This window comes from Paenibacillus sp. EB106-04-04-XG159 (assembly GCF_058791835.1).
Map to the genome: position 1 here is coordinate 458040 of NZ_JBYTDY010000001.1, position 18551 is coordinate 476590.

12 protein-coding genes are annotated in these 18551 nt (G+C 49.0%); 9 read left to right on the top strand and 3 right to left on the bottom strand.

Annotated features, from left to right (window positions below):
• Nucleotides 1-34 precede the first annotated feature (34 nt).
• Complete coding sequence (argH, locus tag AC3WTP_RS02035; RefSeq protein WP_492392900.1) at nucleotides 35-1456, top strand: argininosuccinate lyase; 1422 nt, start codon at nucleotides 35-37, stop codon at nucleotides 1454-1456.
• A gap of 1093 nt (nucleotides 1457-2549) precedes the next feature.
• Here the strand turns inward: argH and AC3WTP_RS02040 are convergent.
• Nucleotides 2550-3983 carry a VanW family protein gene (locus AC3WTP_RS02040; RefSeq protein ID WP_492392901.1) on the bottom strand — a complete coding sequence of 478 codons (1434 nt, stop codon included), beginning with the start codon at nucleotides 3981-3983 and terminating at the stop codon, nucleotides 2550-2552.
• Nucleotides 3984-4440: 457 nt separating this feature from the next.
• On the opposite strand from AC3WTP_RS02040, the gene ftsE reads away from it, so the two are divergent.
• The 5 genes from ftsE to AC3WTP_RS02065 all read left to right on the top strand — a co-directional run bounded on the left by ftsE (nucleotide 4441) and on the right by AC3WTP_RS02065 (nucleotide 10201).
• The gene (gene ftsE, locus AC3WTP_RS02045) at nucleotides 4441-5127 is read left to right on the top strand and encodes a cell division ATP-binding protein FtsE (RefSeq protein ID WP_492392902.1); all 687 of its coding nucleotides are present in this window, start codon (nucleotides 4441-4443) and stop codon (nucleotides 5125-5127) included.
• Entirely contained in the window at nucleotides 5117-6031 is a 915-nt protein-coding gene (ftsX, locus tag AC3WTP_RS02050; RefSeq protein WP_492392903.1) for a permease-like cell division protein FtsX, read from the top strand. Before ftsE ends, ftsX begins: the two co-directional genes overlap by 11 nt.
• Nucleotides 6032-6064: 33 nt before the next feature.
• Nucleotides 6065-7306, top strand: a complete 1242-nt coding sequence (locus AC3WTP_RS02055; RefSeq protein ID WP_492392904.1) for a murein hydrolase activator EnvC family protein — start codon at nucleotides 6065-6067, stop codon at nucleotides 7304-7306.
• Nucleotides 7307-7376: 70 nt separating this feature from the next.
• Nucleotides 7377-8813, top strand: coding sequence for a S41 family peptidase (locus tag AC3WTP_RS02060; RefSeq protein WP_492392905.1), 1437 nt, complete (start codon nucleotides 7377-7379; stop codon nucleotides 8811-8813).
• An 89-nt stretch (nucleotides 8814-8902) separates the two neighbouring features.
• The gene (locus AC3WTP_RS02065; protein ID WP_492392906.1) at nucleotides 8903-10201 is read left to right on the top strand and encodes a PDZ domain-containing protein; all 1299 of its coding nucleotides are present in this window, start codon (nucleotides 8903-8905) and stop codon (nucleotides 10199-10201) included.
• Between the two features lie 236 nt (nucleotides 10202-10437).
• Here the strand turns inward: AC3WTP_RS02065 and AC3WTP_RS02070 are convergent, their stop codons facing one another.
• On the bottom strand, nucleotides 10438-11295 hold the full coding sequence (locus tag AC3WTP_RS02070) for a flagellar motor protein MotB (RefSeq protein ID WP_492392907.1): 858 nt from the start codon (nucleotides 11293-11295) through the stop codon (nucleotides 10438-10440).
• Nucleotides 11279-12112, bottom strand: a complete 834-nt coding sequence (locus AC3WTP_RS02075; protein ID WP_492392908.1) for a flagellar motor protein — start codon at nucleotides 12110-12112, stop codon at nucleotides 11279-11281. Before AC3WTP_RS02075 ends, AC3WTP_RS02070 begins: the two co-directional genes overlap by 17 nt.
• Nucleotides 12113-12461: 349 nt before the next feature.
• On the opposite strand from AC3WTP_RS02075, the gene uvrB reads away from it, so the two are divergent.
• From uvrB to AC3WTP_RS02090, 3 genes are all read left to right on the top strand, one after another.
• Nucleotides 12462-14459: an excinuclease ABC subunit UvrB gene (gene uvrB / locus AC3WTP_RS02080; protein WP_492392909.1), complete on the top strand. Its 1998-nt coding sequence runs from the start codon at nucleotides 12462-12464 to the stop codon at nucleotides 14457-14459.
• 120 nt (nucleotides 14460-14579) lie between these two features.
• The gene (gene uvrA / locus AC3WTP_RS02085) at nucleotides 14580-17456 is read left to right on the top strand and encodes an excinuclease ABC subunit UvrA (protein ID WP_492392910.1); all 2877 of its coding nucleotides are present in this window, start codon (nucleotides 14580-14582) and stop codon (nucleotides 17454-17456) included.
• Between the two features lie 721 nt (nucleotides 17457-18177).
• The coding region (locus AC3WTP_RS02090) for a hypothetical protein (RefSeq protein ID WP_492392911.1) at nucleotides 18178-18551 on the top strand (374 nt) is incomplete at its 3' end.

The following is an 18551-nucleotide window of genomic DNA, read 5'->3' on the forward strand; positions in this document are numbered from 1 at the left end:
ACCACAAGACGAAGCAACGTAAGGAGGAAGCCGTGTGAGTAAGCTATGGGGAGGCCGGTTTACGAAACAAACCGACCAATTGGTAGAGCAGTACACTGCCTCCATCACATTTGATAAGGAAATGGCAGAAGAAGATATACAGGGAAGCTTGGCACACGTCACGATGCTCGGACACTGCGGCATCTTGCCGCAGGAAGATGTCGAGACAATCAAGGACGGCTTGTACCAGGTGCTGAAGCTTATCCAGAATGGCGAAATGATCTACTCGGTGTCCGATGAAGATATTCACATGAACATCGAGAAGAAGCTGATCGAGCTGATCGGACCGGTAGGCGGCAAGCTGCATACCGGAAGAAGCCGCAACGATCAGGTGGCAACGGATATGCATCTGTATCTGCGCAAGCATGTGATCCTGTTCGTGGAGCTGCTATCCAAGCTTCAGGAAGCGCTGATCCAGCAAGCGGAAGCGAACATCGATACGATCGTTCCAGGGTATACCCATTTGCAACGGGCGCAGCCGATCTTGTTCGCGCATCACCTGATGGCGTACGTGTCGATGTTCGAACGCGACATCGAACGCCTGCAGGACAGCTACAAGCGCATCAATACGCTGCCGCTTGGTGCAGGAGCGCTCGCGGGTACAACGTTCGCGATCGATCGACACTTCGTCGCCGAGCAATTGGGCTTCGACCGCGTGTACGAAAACAGCCTCGACGCTGTCAGCGACCGCGACTTCATCGTCGAGTTCCTAGCGAACGCATCGCTCATCATGACACATCTCTCTCGCTTCTGCGAAGAGATGGTGCTCTGGTCCAGCACCGAGTTCCAGTTCATTGAACTGGACGATGCCTTCTGCACCGGCTCAAGCATCATGCCGCAGAAGAAGAATCCGGATGTGCCGGAGCTTGTGCGCGGCAAGACAGGCCGCGTATATGGCAATCTCGTCGGCATGCTGACGGTATTGAAGGCTTTGCCTCTTGCCTATAACAAAGACATGCAAGAGGACAAAGAGGGCATGTTCGACACCGTCGCTACATTAGATGGCGCGCTTCGTTTGTTCGCGCCGATGGTTGCGACGATGAAGGTCAACCGCGATCGCATGCGTCAAGCGGTGCGTCAGGACTTCTCAAACGCTACGGATATCGCAGATTTCCTCGTTCACAAAGGGCTGCCTTTCCGCCAAGCGCATGAAGTCATCGGCAAGACCGTGCTCTACTGTATTCAGAAGGGTGTATACCTGCTCGATCTGACACTCGATGAGTTCAAGCAATTCTCACCGTTATTCGACGAGCGGATCTACGATGTGCTCCAGCCGGAGCAGGTGGTCAACGCCCGCAACGTCTTTGGCGGTACGGCTGCACCGCAAGTAGCGGCTGCCATCGCTCGCGCAGGCGCTGCCGTGCAAACCACAAAAGAATGGTTATCCGCACACGAAGCTGTGCTGAAAACAATATAAACCTTGCTCCGTGCGTTAAGATGGTCCAGTGAGGCCGCACGCGCGTGAGCAGACCATAAGAGTCGTCCTCTGCTGCTTGAAGAGGACGGCCTTGTTGTTTTTGTTGGTTTTCTTCTTTAACTTAACCGACTCAATTTTCTCTCAACCCCATCCGCCACTCTCTAGCAATATTTCATCAAAGAGTCCCTAAATCATCTCCCAGTATGTTCAGGCACTCCTCTGACCATTCACCCAATACCTAAGGTGATCACTTACGAACCTGAGGAATTCGAATAACCGGTTGCCACTTGGCACTATGTCTGAACAAGCCTCTGACCAATCTCCCAATAGCTCAGGTAATCACTTTCGAACCTGAGGAAGTTGAATAACCAGCCACCTCTTGGCACTAAGTCTGAGCAAGCCTTTGACCAATCTCCCCATGCCTCAGATGGAATAAGTTCTTTGCACTCTAAGCTTAAATCCAGATTCTCGCTAGGTATCTCTTATACCTCTTACCAAATGACCACCTGAGCAAAGGGTATAATACTCAGATACGTTTGTGGAGGATACAAGTACCTGATCGAGTGGGATATTACCTGAACGGGTTCGCGCGGGGTATAAGGACCTAAGCGAACGGTATAGTACCCCGATGTGAACGCAGAGGGAAGGTGCACCTGAGCGAAAGGTGTAATACTCAGATACGATTGCGGAGGATATGAGCACCTGATCGAGTGGGATATTATCTGAACGGGTTCACGCGCAGGGTATACGGACCTGAGCGAACGGTTAAGTACCCCGATGTAAACGCAGAGGGTGAGCAAATCTGAGCGAATGGTATAGTACCCCAATGTAAACACAGAGGGTATACGCACCTGAAGGAGTGGGATAGCAGTGAGAGGTGTGCGCGGAGTGCATGCGCGCGGAAATGGTCAGGGGTGAGCGGGGCAGCCAAGGGGGCAGCACAAGCGCGCGCTCGAGCATGCCTTGAATACAGCTGCAGCCGCTGGGAAGCGGGCGAGTGGGGGATCCGAAATAATGTGAGGATCCGGTCCCTCACTCGAGCGAGCTTGAACCAGCGGCTGTCAGCCGTGAATAAATATGAAGCTGTATGGCGTTAGCGGAAGTTAGGGCCGCTTAGGCCGTCTTCGACAATCGGAGTAGGATTCTCCTGCTTGGCATCGGACTTGCCCAATTGCCCGCCGGAGCTGGTCGCGATTATAGTAGGCTGTGCGCGATAGTTATCTACGTCGAGACGTTCGCGGGAAACTTCTTTGCCGTTGACCATTTTAATACGATAGGATTCTACTGTGTACCCGCGCTTGCCCTTCTGGATCGTTTCCTGCTGTCCATCGGCAAGTTTATTGTTGACGACATATTTTACGGTAGGCTCAATGATTTTTGTGGTTTTAGTTTCTGTCTTATAGCTGATGCTTGGGTCCATGGTGCCGAACATTTTGATAGTGAGACGATTGTCGTCAGTGGATGTATGGATGATAATATCTTTGCCGGTTGTGTTCTTGAAGCGGAAGTTGATATAGCCTTGAGCGAAGGTTGCGTCTAATCCAATTGGCATATAGGCTACAGGCAGCGAGTGATTGCGGCGCTCGACGATTTCAAGCCCAGTACCGAGTGCTGCGTTATAGAGTGTGCTGGATACTTGGCAGATTCCGCCGCCGATTCCGGGTACGAGCTTTCCATTTAAGATGACAGGGGCTTCTTTGAAGCCGTATTGTCGTTCGGCCTCGGCAATGACTTTGTCATAGTCGAATATATCTCCCGGCTTTAGGACCATCTTGTTCACGGTATCGGCCGCTGCTTTAACATTGTGAAAACGTCCAGCATCCCCAGGCGCTATATTTGTAACCATTTCGATAATTTTACGGTCGATCCCTTCGACTTTCAACGATTCGAGTGTGATCTTGGCTTCTTGCTTCACGAGTGGAACATCGATGGTGAGTTCCTTCTTCTCGCTCCATTCATTCGGAATGGCTGCGCGAATGAGCTGCTCCATCTGTACGCGATCTAAGCGGAATACAGTCGTATCGGGTGTATAAATAACCTGATCCTGCTCGTTGATTTCACGCGAAGCGTTAGTTGGGTTGCCAAAGGCCTTTTCCTCCCATGAAGCGGTAAAACGCTGCGTCCACACCTTGCTGTTCCACAGAAAGCGCACTTTCCATTCTTTCTGGAAGTTTCTGCGAGCTTGAATGCGTTCCAACAGATTTCCCTCTTGTAAGTGACGGAGTGCGATGAACAATGCTTCTGCATCATACTTTACTCCTAAATCTTTCAAGGTCGTGCTTACGGGCTCGACTTCAGATTGGCCGAAGGTAAATACTACAGGAGTATTTTCAAGTTCGGCTAATTTCTGTTTGTACTCGTTAATGAATGCATCGATCTCCATTCCTCCGACGGCCCAACTGGATAACCTCACTTCAGGAGGTATCGTTGTGGAGGCTGCGTACCGCTCAGCTATTCCCCACAGAGTTCCCGCCCCAATCATCAATACTAGGATTATTCCTAATACCCATCCAAAGAACTTTTTCAATGCTGTTTCCTCCTGTGCTCCCATGCGATGAAATGCGAATGATAGGTTGCTCTCTATCGAACTGCACCACCTGTTATTTTCATGATCTGGCACATCTAGTTGTTCGTGGACAGGCTTGCAACAGTACGACGAAACAACGGAATGAGCCGCCATGAATCATTGCTGATTGAGCGACCTCTACGTTCATTCATTATATGTCCGTCATTTCAGAAACTTGACTGTTTTAAGGAGCTTTGAGCAGATGTGGACTAGTTCAGGAGACAAGATAGATAGGTAATAGTGAGGGTGATTCTAGAATGCTGAGGATAGCTGTCAGACGCTGACTTTTTCCCGGGAAATAATGCAGTCAGTCGCAATAAAGCTCAAAAAGAATATGGAAATTGAAAAAAAGAAAAGGAATTGTAACCTTTATGTCGAATATATTAAAGCTGAACTAGACGCATAGGAAGTGATACAGTTGATTGAAATGCAAGATGTCTGGAAAACGTACACCGATGGTTCCCACGCCCTGCGCGGGATAACTGTACAGATCGACAAAGATGAATTCGTTTATTTAGTAGGTCCGTCAGGTGCGGGTAAGTCTACTTTTATGAAAATGATATATAGAGAAATCGTTCCGTCAAAGGGTCAAATATTTGTCAACGGATTCAATATCGGCAAGCTGAAGCAGCGCAAGATTCCATTTGTACGAAGAAATATAGGCGTTATATTTCAGGACTATAGGCTTCTGCCGAAGATGAGCGCTTATGAAAATGTAGCTTTCGCGATGGAAGTTATCGAAGCTCCGAAGAAGGTCATTAAACGCCGCGTTCCAGAAGTGCTGGAGCTCGTCGGCTTGAAGCATAAGATGAACAGTTTGCCGGCCCAATTGTCCGGCGGTGAGCAGCAAAGGATTGCGATCGCGCGCGCGATCGTGAATAACCCAGCCGTTATTGTAGCGGACGAGCCTACGGGCAACTTGGATCCCGAGACGTCATGGGGCATTATGAAGCTGCTCGAAGAGATTAACTATCGCGGTACGACCATTTTGATGGCGACTCATAACAAAGATATCGTGAATACGATTCGGCGCCGCGTTATTACGATCGAACACGGTAATATCGTGCGAGATGTGATGCGGGGGGATTACGGCTATGACGCTTAATACAATACTCCGCCATATACGTGAAGGCAGCAAGAGTATTTTCCGCAACGGGTGGATGTCAGTGGCTTCTGTCAGCTCGATAGTCATCTCATTGTTCGTATTAGGGGTATTCATTATCTTGTCCCTTAATATCAACTCGTTAACGAAGGAAATGGACGGCCAGGTTCAGATTCAAGTTTACTTGCATCAGGATGTTACACAGGAACAGATCGACCTCCTCAAGACGGATATCGGCAGCATGGCTGAAGTCAGTAAAGTAGAATTCCTGTCGAAAGCGGACGGGATGAAGCAGATGGAGGAGAGCTTAGGTGAGGATAGTGAAGATTTCTTAAGTGGATATACCGACGAGACGAACCCATTGCCAGACTCCTTTATAGTAGAAGTACATAAGCCGGATACGATTCCGATGGTGGCGAAAAAGATTGAATCTATTAATGAAACAAACAGTGCCAAGCCGATCTGGCAAGTCAAATACGGCGGCGGACCTGTTGAGAAGATGCTTCAGGTAACAGAAGCTGTACGTAATTTTGGCTTTGTTCTAGTAATCGGGTTAGCCCTTACTTCAATGTTCCTCATTTCCAATACGATCAAGATTACAATAATGGCTCGGCAACGTGAGATCAGCATCATGAAGATGGTGGGGGCAACCAATTCCTTTATCAGATGGCCATTTTTCATAGAAGGCGTACTCTTGGGGATTATCGGCGCAATTGTCACTCTGGGAATCTTATTGTTTGGTTATTCTCAATTGATTACGGCTGCGGTTGATGCGGGCTGGTCGTTCTTGCAACTGATTCCAGTTCGTGAAGTATGGTTGCTCATTACGGGTTCATTGCTCGTACTAGGTGTGTTAATTGGAGTATGGGGAAGCGTCATTTCGACGCGCAAATATTTGAAGGTATAACGTAGATAAGATTAGTTAAGAGGAGGAGCCGTATTGAAAAAGAAGTTAGTATTGCTCATGTTGAGCGTAGTACTCTTGTTCACGATGGTACCACCCAAGACGGGGCATGCTTCAGAACTCGATAAGGTCAACGAGCAGTTGTCGGATCTAGAGAATCAGATGCGTTCTGCGGAGAAGAAGCAGCAGGCTGCCCAGTATAAAATATCTTCCGCAGAGTCTGGCAAGAAGAAGACGCAAGCCGATCTGAAAGCCATCTCGAATAAGATAGATGCTAAGGTCAATGAAATGGCGAAGGTTTCAACGGAGATCGATCAAACTGAAGCCAATCTCGAAGAGAATGCGCGGCAGCTGGAAGAGGCCAATAAACGTATCGAAGAACGATCCGAATTGTTAGATTCTCGCGTCCAGCTGATGTATATGAACGGAAGAGTGTCCTATCTGGATGTGCTGTTTAGTGCGACGAGCTTCTCCGACTTCTTGAGTCGATTAGATTCAATTGAGATCATTGCCGGTACAGATAAGCAGATACTTGATGACCATAAACGTGATAAGCAGTTGGTGTTGGATAAGAAGAAGGAAATTGAAGAAGAACTGGTGCAGGTTCGCAGTCTCTACGCGAAGCTGGAGCAGACGAAGCAAGATCTTATGAATCAGGAAAAAGAAAAAGAAGTGATGATTGCGAGCTTCGATGATCAGATTGAAGAGATGCATGGCTTGAGCGAAGAGCAGGACGAGATATTAGTTCAATTCCTGCAGCAGCGCTCCGAGCTTCAGAAGAAACAGATTGAAGAAGTTGAAAAGGAACGCAAGCGTAAGGAAGCGGCAAAGAAAAACGTTAAACCTTCTTCAGGCGGCGGTTCTGGTCCCTTCAACGGCGGGGAATTAGCTGTTCCTCTAAAAGACGACTATGTGATTTCATCTCAATTCGGCTCACGTACAGACCCTGTATCAGGCCGCAAGGGTGCATTCCATAGCGGTTTAGATATGGCAGCACCTGGCGGTACACCAATCTATGCGGCGGAAAGCGGCGTTGTTATCTTAGCGGAATGGTGGAGCGGCTACGGAAATTGTGTCATTATAGATCACGGCAACGGCCTCTGGACGCTGTATGGACATATTCGCAATGGCGGCATTAAGGTCGAAAAGGGCGATAAAGTAAGCACAGGCGACAAGATTGCTGAAGTGGGTACGACCGGGAATTCGACAGGGAACCACCTTCATTTTGAAGTCCGCGTTGATGGAGATCGGGTTGATCCAGAACCATACTTGAAATAATTGCTTCCCTTGCGGTATATAATAGAAGAGTTGAAGTATTAGAACTGGACAAGACAAGGGCGGTGATTGGGTGCAGTTTAAAGGACGGACCGTTGCTGTTATCATCGGGATAACGGTTGTACTAAGCAGCATGCTGACGATGTTGGCTTTGGATTTGCCGATCTTTGCAAGCAGTGCATCGGCGAACTCTAACAGTTTATCTTCTAAGGAAACCGCAAAGATCAATGCGGTACTTGATGTTATTGAAAACAAATACTATCAGGATGTTGACCGAACAAAGGTGATTAACGGCGCAGTGGAGGGCATGTTCAATTCTCTTGGCGATCCGTACTCCACTTATATGCAGAAGGAAGAAGCGGAAAGCTTTAACGTCAGCGTAGAAGGCCAATTCACCGGGATCGGCGCGGAAGTGACGATGGAAGAAGGCAATGTCACGGTTGTGTCGCCGATTAAGGGATCACCAGCCGAAAAAGCAGGCTTGAAAGCTAAGGATATTTTATTGAGTGTCGATGGAACAAGCTTGTCCGGAATGACGTTGAATGAGGCAGTATCGAAGATTCGCGGTCCTAAAGGGTCAACTGTGAAGATCGAAGTGAAGCGTCCAGGTACTACACAAGTATTAGTCTTTGACATTGTTCGAGACAAGGTAGATCTTGAGACCGTTCATTCTTCCATGCTAGATAATAAAGTCGGATATATTGAAGTTAGTCAATTCTCCTCGAATACTGCAGATCGCTTTGCTAACGCGCTAGCGGATCTGGAGAAGCAAGGCATGAAGGGACTTGTGATTGATGTTCGCAACAATCCAGGCGGCGTGCTTGATGTCGTGGAGAAGATGACAGAGCTGTTTGTACCGAAGGGCAAGCCGATCCTTCAGGTAGAATACAAGGATGGCAAGCGAGAGGTGCACGAGTCTGACAGCGATGTGAAGGAGAAGAAATACCCGATCGCGATCCTGACGAATAAAGGCAGTGCCAGTGCCTCTGAGATTATGGCGAGCGCTCTGCAGGAATCGGCAGGCATGAAGATCGTCGGTGAGCCTACCTTCGGCAAAGGAACTGTTCAAACGAGCTACACGACTAAGAATGACGAAGGCAGCTTGATCAAGATTACAATTGCCAAGTGGCTGACGCCGAATGGCAATTGGATTCATCAGAAAGGCATTCAACCGGATATTCTCGTTTCACAGCCGGATTATTACAATGCAACGCCGATTCCTAAGGATAAGACGTTGGAATTCAATATGAACAGCGAAGAAGTGAAGAATGTTCAGGTCATTCTGAACGGTCTGGGCTATAAGACGGATCGCAAGGACGGCTATTTCTCGAAGCAGACAGAAGAAGCGGTGAAGGCGTACCAGAAGGCTTCAGGTCTGACTGTGAGCGGCAAGGTTGACAGCAAGACAGCTGAGAAGCTGGAGGTTAGCATTCTCGAAGTAATGCGCAACAAGGAGAATGACGCTCAGTTGCAGGCTGCGATCGATGCGGTGCAGAAGGAAATCCGTTAACGGGTGTCGAATATAGGGAAGGTCGGGAGCAATGGCTATCGACCTTCCCTTTTTTAGTGCGCGAAAGAAATAGAAAGGAGCGAATGCCCGTGCAGGTGTTCCTGGAAGTTTGTTATAAAGCGATGGAGGCTGGAATTCAGCTTGTGTTGTCGCCATTCTATTGGCTGGCGATCGTGCTGATTGCGATACATTATAGACGTCAAATGTTAATGGAACGGCGATTGTTTTCTGTAAAGATGCACAGCTGGATTGATCAGACGATCCGTGCTGCGCTGGGTGGTCTAGCTGCGGGAATCATAATTAGCTTGGTATCTGTAAGTCTTGGAATTGTCATACCTCCATCCATCATGATATTGATATGGGGGATTAGCATCTTGCTGTTGTTCATTCGCGTTCGTATGCTGTGCCTGGCGTATTCTGCGGGGATTGTAGCGATTATGCAGGGTGTATTGCTGCTCTTGCCGCAATGGCAACCGGAAGGATGGCTTGGCGGCATCGTACTGGATATGCGCGAATTGAATGCGGCGGGCTTGCTGGTGCTAGTCGCGCTTGTACATGCAGCAGAAGCGCTGCTCATACGCAAACAGGCGGTGAAGTTTGCGAGCCCGCTGTTTATGCAGAGCAAGCGAGGGCGCATCGTAGGTGCATACTCGATGCAGATGATGTGGCCGCTGCCGCTCATCCTGCTTATGCCGGCGGTGGCAGCGGGTACCACGCTGCCGTGGGCGCCGCTCTTGAGCGGCGACATATGGCAGCAGGGCTGGGCGCTCGTCGGGCTGCCCGTCATGGTAGGCTTCGCCGAGCTGACATTCACTTATACGCCGCAGGAGAAGGCGAATAAAACTTCTTCTCGGCTGTTCATATATGCCGCGGGGCTGCTCGCCGTATCCCTGCTGGCGAACTGGTGGGCTCCGCTTGTTCCAGTGGCCGGCCTGATCTCCATCGGCTGTCACGAATGGCTTATATGGTACAGCCGACAGGAGGAGCTCAAGCGGAGTCCCGTGTTCGCTCACGATGCCAGAGGTTTATGTGTGCAGGCGGTGCTTCCTGGCAGCCCTGCGGAGGAGCTGGGCATACAATCCGGCGAGATGATCTCGAAGGTAAATGGTATTCCGATTCATTCGAAGGAAGAGCTTCATCAAGCGATGAGCACGAATTCGGCGTTCTGCAAGCTTGAATTGTATAACGCGCGAGGTGACGTGAAGTTTGTACAGCGCGCGATCTATGCGGGTGAGCACCATCAACTGGGCGTACTGCTTGCGCCAGACGATCATGTAACTTACGTGGCGATTGCGAGGCAGCCTTCGCTCCTATCGCTGCTCAAAGTGCCGTGGAGACGTGCTTCACGCGCGAAAGTGGATGCGAAATCCAGAACAACTACCGCTTAAATAAGTTATGAACAGAGACGTCCAACTCGGACGTCTTTTTTTGTGGATTGTGGATAAGCAAGCTTTTATTTGTCGACAACCTGTTAGTTTTGTGTGGATAATGTGGATTAAACTGTGTATAACTACGTGGATTATGTGTGTAACCTGTTGATAATAGGTATAAGGATAAAAATACCCCCATCAGTAAAGGCTTTAAGCCTTGCTAATGGGGGTATCTGTTCATAATAGATGTGGATTTACTGTGGAGAAATAACATTGCGCAGAATAATAATCTCCACTCGACGATTCTTCTTGCGACCCTCTTCCGTATCATTGCTCGTTATAGGGCGAGTATCGCCATAGCCCGCAATTTGAAATTTGTCGCTATTCAGCTGCTTATCTTCCACGAAGTAGCGAAGGACGGAAAGTGAACGTTCTGCTGAGAGCTCCCAGTTATCTTTATATCGCGCTCCAGGAGCCATCTGCAAGTTATCCGTATGGCCCTCTATGCTAATCGTTGAGTCTAACTGACTGAACATGCTTGAGAGCTTGTCCAACGTAGGTATAGCAGCTTCTGTAAGATCTGCCTTTCCGAGTTCGAACAAGAGAGAGTCGCTGAGCCTGATCTCGATTCCTTTCGGGGTATCCGTGATCGTGATGTCATTTTGCAAATTATTGTCCTGAATATATTGTTCAATAGTATTCTTCACGTTCTGCAGCTGCTGTTCCTGCTTGCGGAACGCGAGGTCCTTCTCGGTTATCTGCCCCACTATGACTGCGGGATTCTGCTCTTTATTCTCTTTATCGCCATCGGCATTTTCACTAGCATTCTGCTGATCTTGGTCGTTATTAGATTCACTGCCGTCCCCTGGACTTATATGAGCGCCTTCGAGTATGCCCGAGCCGCCTGGTAGGTTGCCACTGCCACCGCCGCTGCTAAATGTCGTCTGCAGCGTTTCAGACAGCGAAGCATACTTAGTAGCATCGACCTGACTCATAGCATACATAACGACGAAGAAGATCATAAGCAGGGTTATGAGATCCGCATAGGTGATCAGCCAGCGTTCCTGACTATCGTGATTCGCCTTGTTATAGGCTCTACTTCTGCGTCTCATACTTCATCCCTCGCTCAGGTGTGACCTTGGCTGATTTCGTATTAGCTTCGCGAGCAAGAGGTTCTGTCGCCATCTCGCCCTGCAGGAATGAGCTGAGCTTCTTGCGTATAATCTGTGGATTCTCGCCTGCTTGAATGGCCAGCACGCCGCATTGAATCATTTCCATCTCGCGTATATGCTGAGAACTTCGTGTTCGAATCTTGGATGCGATCGGCAGATAAATGACATTGGCAGTCGCTACACCGTACAGTGTGGCCGTAAATGCTACTGCGATAGACGGTCCGAGCATCGCTGGATCGCTTAAGTTGCTCAATACATGGATAAGACCCATTACCGTACCGATGATTCCAAATGTCGGAGCAAATCCGCCGGCGGATTCAAAAATCTTAGCGTATCCATCATATTTATACTCAACGGCATCCATTTCGATATCGAGCATATCCTTTATGATCTCAGGGTCAGTTCCGTCTACAACGAGCATTACACCATCCCGTAAAAATGAGTTGCTGTGCTTCTGAGCCGGTTCTTCTAATACCAATACACCGTTGCGGCGAGCTTGCGTGCTCATGGCGACGAGATCGTCAATAAGCTTCGACATTTCATTATTGCGCTGTTTGAAAGCTATTCGAAGTGCGTTCGGAATGCTGCGCAAGCGGTGGATTGGATAACTGACGACTACAGCGGCAATCGTACCGCCAAATACAATAAGTGCAGCTGTTCCTTCCCACAAGCCGCTGATGTGACCGCCTTCCCATAGAAAACCACCGACGAGGGCGGCAAGTCCGGCAATGATGCCGATTAACGTCGTCATATCCATCTTTTTTTCCATCTCCCTAAGTAATGTTCCCATTTGCAACCAATCGATGATCGGAGTATAATAAACGGGAACAAACATTCTTATTTTGTCTGCTGATATTAATATTCGGAAATGCGTGCACATTCCTATATAAAGTATATAATATTGATACATTTATCGGGTTTTTGAGGGATAAAGTTTAGAGATTTTCAAGGAGTAGCAAGATATGCGACTAGAGTCCTACTCTGTTAGTCAGCAGATGTGAGATAACGAGAATAACTTGAATATTATACAGATTTATATTTGATTCAGTAGAATTAGGGTAAAGCTGTGTATAGCAGGTATAGAGAGGAACGGTGATGGTGAATCCATGGCAGATATCCGTGTGTCATCGAAAGAGTTCGAACTGGTGTCTGAATTTGATCCGCAGGGAGATCAGCCTCAAGCTATTAAACAGCTAGTGGAGGGTGTGCATAACGGCAAGACGTATCAGACATTGCTCGGTGCTACCGGTACTGGTAAGACCTTTACGGTTGCTCAGACGATTCAGCAATTGAACCGACCGACGCTGGTCATTGCGCATAACAAGACATTGGCTGCGCAGCTTTATAGTGAGTTTAAAGAGTTTTTCCCGAATAATGCGGTTGAATATTTTGTCAGCTACTACGATTATTATCAGCCGGAGGCGTATATTCCATCTTCCGACACCTATATCGAGAAGGATTCCAGTGTAAATGAAGAGATCGACAAGCTGCGGCACTCCGCGACCTCTGCCTTATTTGAGCGCCGAGATGTCATTATTGTAGCGAGCGTGTCGTGCATTTACGGCTTGGGTTCACCTATAGAGTACGGCAATCTGGTACTGTCGCTGCGGACAGGTATGGAGAAGCCGCGCAATGAGATCTTGGCGAAGCTCGTCGATATCCAGTACCAACGGAACGACTTGAATTTCATTCGCGGCACATTTCGCGTGCGCGGAGATGTCGTGGAGATCTTTCCGGCATCGAATAGCGAGCACGCGATCCGTGTAGAATTGTTCGGAGACGAGATTGAACGGATCAGCGAGATTGATGTTCTGACAGGCGAGATCCTTGGCGAGCGTGATCATGTTGCGATCTTTCCAGCGTCTCACTTCGTAACGGCGGAGGAGACGATGAAGCGCGCGCTCGTTAATATCGAGCGCGAATTGGAGGAGCGGCTCGCGGTGATGCGCGATGCCGGCAAGCTCTTGGAAGCGCAGCGTCTGGAACAGCGCACGCGCTACGATATTGAGATGATGCAGGAGGTCGGCTTCTGCTCCGGCATCGAGAACTATTCCGGCCCGCTGACGTTCCGCGAGCCGGGCGCTACACCGTATACGCTACTCGATTATTTTCCGGACGACTTCTTAATTGTCGTCGACGAGTCGCACGTCACCCTGCCGCAGATTCGCGGCATGTATAACGGTGACCGAGCGCGGAAAACGGTGCTTGTAGAGCATGGCTTCCGTCTGCCGTCTGCGCTTGATAACCGACCTCTTCAATTCGATGAGTTCGAAAGCAAGGTATGCCAGGCGATGTTCATATCTGCGACGCCTGGTCCGTATGAGCTGGAACATTGTCCGGAGATGATTGAGCAGATCATCCGACCTACAGGATTGCTGGATCCAATCATTGAAGTAAGACCGACAAAGGGTCAGATCGACGACCTGATCAGCGAGATTCGCATTCGCTTGGATCGCGAGGAACGCGTGTTGGTTACGACACTAACGAAGAAGATGTCCGAGGATCTGACCGACTATTTGAAGGAGATTGGGATCAAGGTTCGATATTTGCACTCGGATATTAAGACGCTGGAGCGGATGTCGCTGCTTCGTGATCTTCGCCTTGGCGTGTTCGATGTGCTGATAGGGATTAACCTTCTGCGGGAAGGCTTGGACTTGCCGGAGGTATCGCTTGTCACGATTCTGGATGCGGATAAGGAAGGTTTCCTGCGTTCGGAAAGATCGCTTATTCAGACGATCGGTCGTGCGGCGCGCAATGCGGATGGCCGCGTCATTATGTATGGTGACAAGATCACCGATTCGATGGATAAGGCCATTAAGGAGACGGAACGCAGACGCAAGATTCAGATCGCTTACAATGAGGAGCATGGCATTACGCCTCAAACGATTAAGAAGAAGATCCGCGATGTAATTGAAGCGACAAAGACGGCAGAATCGAAGAGCGATTACCTCACAGACAAGGGCGTCGATAAACTGTCGAAGAAGGATCGTCATTCTCTCATCCAGCGTTTAGAGAAAGAGATGAAGGATGCAGCGAAGAATTTGCAATTCGAGCGCGCTGCCGAGCTGCGTGACGCATTGCTTGAGCTTCGTGCGATGGATTAATTTCCAGAGTAGATTAACGAGCTTAATGATTTATAACATATATGAATATGCATCAGAACTGCAGTTCTCAATTTTGGATGAAACGGTTCGAGTGGACCTAGAAGTAGGAGGGTATTAACATTGGCGAGTGATCGTATTGTCATTAAGGGGGCGAGAGCCCACAATCTGAAAAATATCGACGTCACCATTCCGCGAGACAAGTTTGTTGTGTTGACGGGATTGAGCGGTTCAGGAAAATCATCGTTGGCGTTCGACACGATATACGCGGAAGGGCAGCGTCGCTACGTAGAGTCGCTGTCCGCTTATGCGCGTCAATTTTTAGGGCAGATGGAGAAGCCGGATGTAGACTCTATCGAAGGCTTGTCGCCCGCAATATCGATTGATCAGAAGACTACTAGCCGTAATCCGCGTTCCACGGTCGGTACAGTTACGGAGATTTATGACTATTTGCGATTGCTGTTCGCGCGGATTGGTCATCCTCATTGCCCGGAGCATGGAATTGAGATTACGTCGCAGACCGTCGAACAGATGGTTGACCGAATTATGGAGTATCCTGAACGGACGAAGCTGCAGCTGCTTGCTCCGATCATTTCGGGACGCAAGGGTGAGCATAAGACTGTATTCGCTGATATCCAGAAGCAGGGCTTCGTGCGTGTACGCGTCGATGGAGAGATGCGTGAGGTATCGGAAACGATTGAGCTGGAGAAGAACAAGAAGCACAATATTGAAGTTGTCGTCGATCGAATTGTCGTTAAGGACGATGTTCAATCGCGATTGGCAGATTCGATTGAGACAGCGCTGCACTTGTCCGGAGGCAAGCTGATCGTGGACATTATGGGTGTTGAGGAACTGATCTTCAGCTCGAATCTGGCTTGTCCCGTGTGCGGCTTCAGTATGGATGAGCTTGCTCCGCGCATGTTCTCGTTTAACAGTCCATTCGGCGCTTGTCCGGACTGCGACGGTTTAGGACAGAAGATGATTGTCGATCCGGATCTCCTCGTGCCGGATATGGAGAAGTCGATTGAAGAGGGCGCATTTGAGGCATGGGCTGGCAGCACTTCTAATTACTATCCGCAATTCCTTCAGGCGGTTTGCGAGCATTATGGCATTCCTACGGATATCCCCGTTAGACTGCTAGAACCTGAGCATATGGCGAAGCTGCTTAATGGGACAGGCAATGAGAAGGTTCGTTTCGTCTATGAAAATGATTTTGGACATAAGAAAGAAGCTCAAGTAGCATTTGAAGGTGTCGTTCATAACTTGGAGCGTCGTTTCCGTGAAACCGCATCAGAGGGTATACGTGAATTCATTCAAAGCTTCATGAGCGCTAAGCCGTGCGGAACTTGTAAAGGGGACCGCTTGCGCAAAGAGAGCCTTGCCGTGACAGTTGGCGAGCAGAATATGGCTTATGTGACTTCACTGTCAATTGGTGAAGCGCAGCGTTTCTTTGATGCGCTTTCGTTGTCTAATAAAGAGATGCTTATTGCAAACCTTATCCTGAAGGAGATCAACTCGCGTCTCGGGTTTCTCGTGAATGTAGGCTTGGAATATCTAACGCTGAATCGTGCGGCAGGAACGCTCTCTGGTGGTGAGGCGCAGCGGATACGATTAGCAACACAGATTGGATCGAGCCTCATGGGTGTACTCTATATCTTGGACGAGCCAAGTATCGGCTTGCATCAGCGAGATAATGACCGCTTGATCAAGACACTGGAGCATATGCGCAACTTGGGCAATACGCTAATTGTCGTTGAGCATGACGAAGACACGATGCTCGCTGCTGATTATCTGATCGACATTGGTCCAGGAGCGGGCTTGCATGGAGGCCAAGTTGTCGCACAAGGCACACCGCAGGAAATCATGGCGGATGAGAAGTCGCTGACAGGGCAGTATCTGAGCGGCCGGAAGTTCATTCCGATTCCGCTGGAGCGACGCAAGCCGGATGATCGATGGCTGGAAGTACGCGGCGCGAAGGAGAACAATCTGCGCAACGTCAATGTGAAGATCCCACTGGGCGTATTTACAGCCGTTACCGGCGTATCCGGTTCCGGTAAGTCTACGCTTGTGAATGAGATCTTGTTCAAGTCGCTTGCGCGTGACTTGAACAAGGCCAAGGTTCGCCCTGGTGAGCATCGCGAGATTCGCGGCATGGAGCATGTCGATAAAGTAATCGATATCGATCAATCCCCAATTGGGCGCACACCTCGCTCGAACCCGGCGACATACACAGGTGTCTTCGACGATATTCGCGACTTATTCGCTACGACCAATGAAGCGAAGATTCGCGGCTATAAGAAAGGCCGCTTCAGCTTCAACGTCAAGGGCGGCCGCTGCGAGGCGTGTCGCGGCGACGGTATCATTAAGATCGAGATGCACTTCCTACCGGATGTGTATGTGCCGTGTGAAGTATGTAAGGGCAAACGTTATAACCGAGAAACGTTAGAGGTTAAATATAAAGGGAACAACATTTCCGATGTGTTGGAAATGACAATTGAAGACGCCGTCGAGTTCTTCCAGAACGTGCCGCGTATTCACCGCAAGATCCAGACATTGCTGGATGTAGGCTTGGGTTATATGAAGCTTGGCCAACCGGCAACAACCTTGTCCGGCGGGGAAGCGCAGCGCGTCAAGCTCGCTGCTGAGCTGCATCGCCGGAGCACAGGCAAGACGTTGTATATCTTGGACGAGCCGACTACAGGTCTGCACGTGGCGGATATCGATCGCTTGCTGCAGGTGCTGCACCGCCTCGTTGATTCTGGAGAGAGCGTGCTCGTCATTGAGCACAACCTCGATATCATCAAGACGGCTGATTACCTCATTGACTTGGGACCTGAAGGCGGCAGCGGCGGCGGTTCTATCGTTGCACAAGGCTCCCCTGAACAAGTGGTGAAAGTCGAGGGCTCCTATACAGGACATTATCTGAAGCCTATCCTAGAGCGTGACCGGATTCGTACGGAGCAAGCGGCAGCTTCGCTTGCGGCTGAGGCACAAGTATAACAGGCGACAATTGCATGTAATCTTCTACAAACAGGCCATCTTCAGGAATTGAGGGTGGCTTGTTTTGTTGTATATTAGGATGCAGGTTAACTGTAGTCATACAATACAGTTTTGCGTGAATAACTGACCTAGTTTTAGTAGTTTATATGGTACAGAGACGACTTCTTGGAACCGCATTACGAGTGAGCAGCAGTGATCAAGAATGTGATTGAAGTAACCAGCAGTAGATGTCCTCCTGGAGAGTATTGGGGTATTCCCCCCATGACTCAGGGAAGTCTTGATTCCGCATGATCAGAAGAGGACGGGATCGGAGCAAGACAAGATATTTTTTTATGAGAGAAATAAATGCTTTGTGTGAGATTCAGAGATCAAGAATGTGATTAAAGTAACCAGCAAGAGATGTCCTCTTGGAGAGTATTGGGGTATTCTCCCCATGACTCAGGAAAGTATGGAAAACAAATAATCTGTCTGTGAAAAGTATATTTGATGGTAAATGAAAATACTTAATGTGTCGATCTGAGTGAACGGGATAATAGCGAGAAGGAGCGGAAAGGTACATGTATCTGAGTGACGGGATAATAGTGAGAAGGAGCGGGGAGGTAAATATCTGAGTGAACGGGATAATAGCGAGAAGGAGCGGAAAGGTACATATCTGAGCGAAAGGGATAATAGCGAGAAGGAGCGGGGAGGTACATATCTGAGTGAAGGGGATAATAGCGAAATGGAGCGGAGAGGCGCATATCTGAGTGAAAGGGATAATAGCGAGAAGGAGCGGAGAGGTACATATCTGAGTGAACGGGATAATAGCGAGAAGGAGCGGGGAGATACATATCTGAGCGAAAGGGATAATAGCGAGAAGGAGTGGGAAGGTACATATCTGAATGAACGGGATAATAGCGATAAGGAGCGGGAAGGTACATATCTGAATGAACGGGATAATAGCGATAAGGAGCGGGAAGGTACGTATCTGAGTAAACGGGATAATAGCGAGAAGGAGCGGCGAGGTACATATCTGAGCGAACGGGATAATAGCGAGAAGGAGCGGGGAGATACATATCTGAGCGAAAGGGATAATAGCGAGAAGGAGTGGGAAGG

Coding starts and splice junctions, on each gene's coding strand:
- AC3WTP_RS02075 (WP_492392908.1), bottom strand. CDS start 12,112: ATGGATATGACGACGTTAATCGGCATCATTGCCGGACTTGCCGCCCTC.
- ftsX (WP_492392903.1), top strand. CDS start 5,117: ATGACGCTTAATACAATACTCCGCCATATACGTGAAGGCAGCAAGAGT.
- uvrB (WP_492392909.1), top strand. CDS start 12,462: ATGGCAGATATCCGTGTGTCATCGAAAGAGTTCGAACTGGTGTCTGAA.
- AC3WTP_RS02070 (WP_492392907.1), bottom strand. CDS start 11,295: ATGAGACGCAGAAGTAGAGCCTATAACAAGGCGAATCACGATAGTCAG.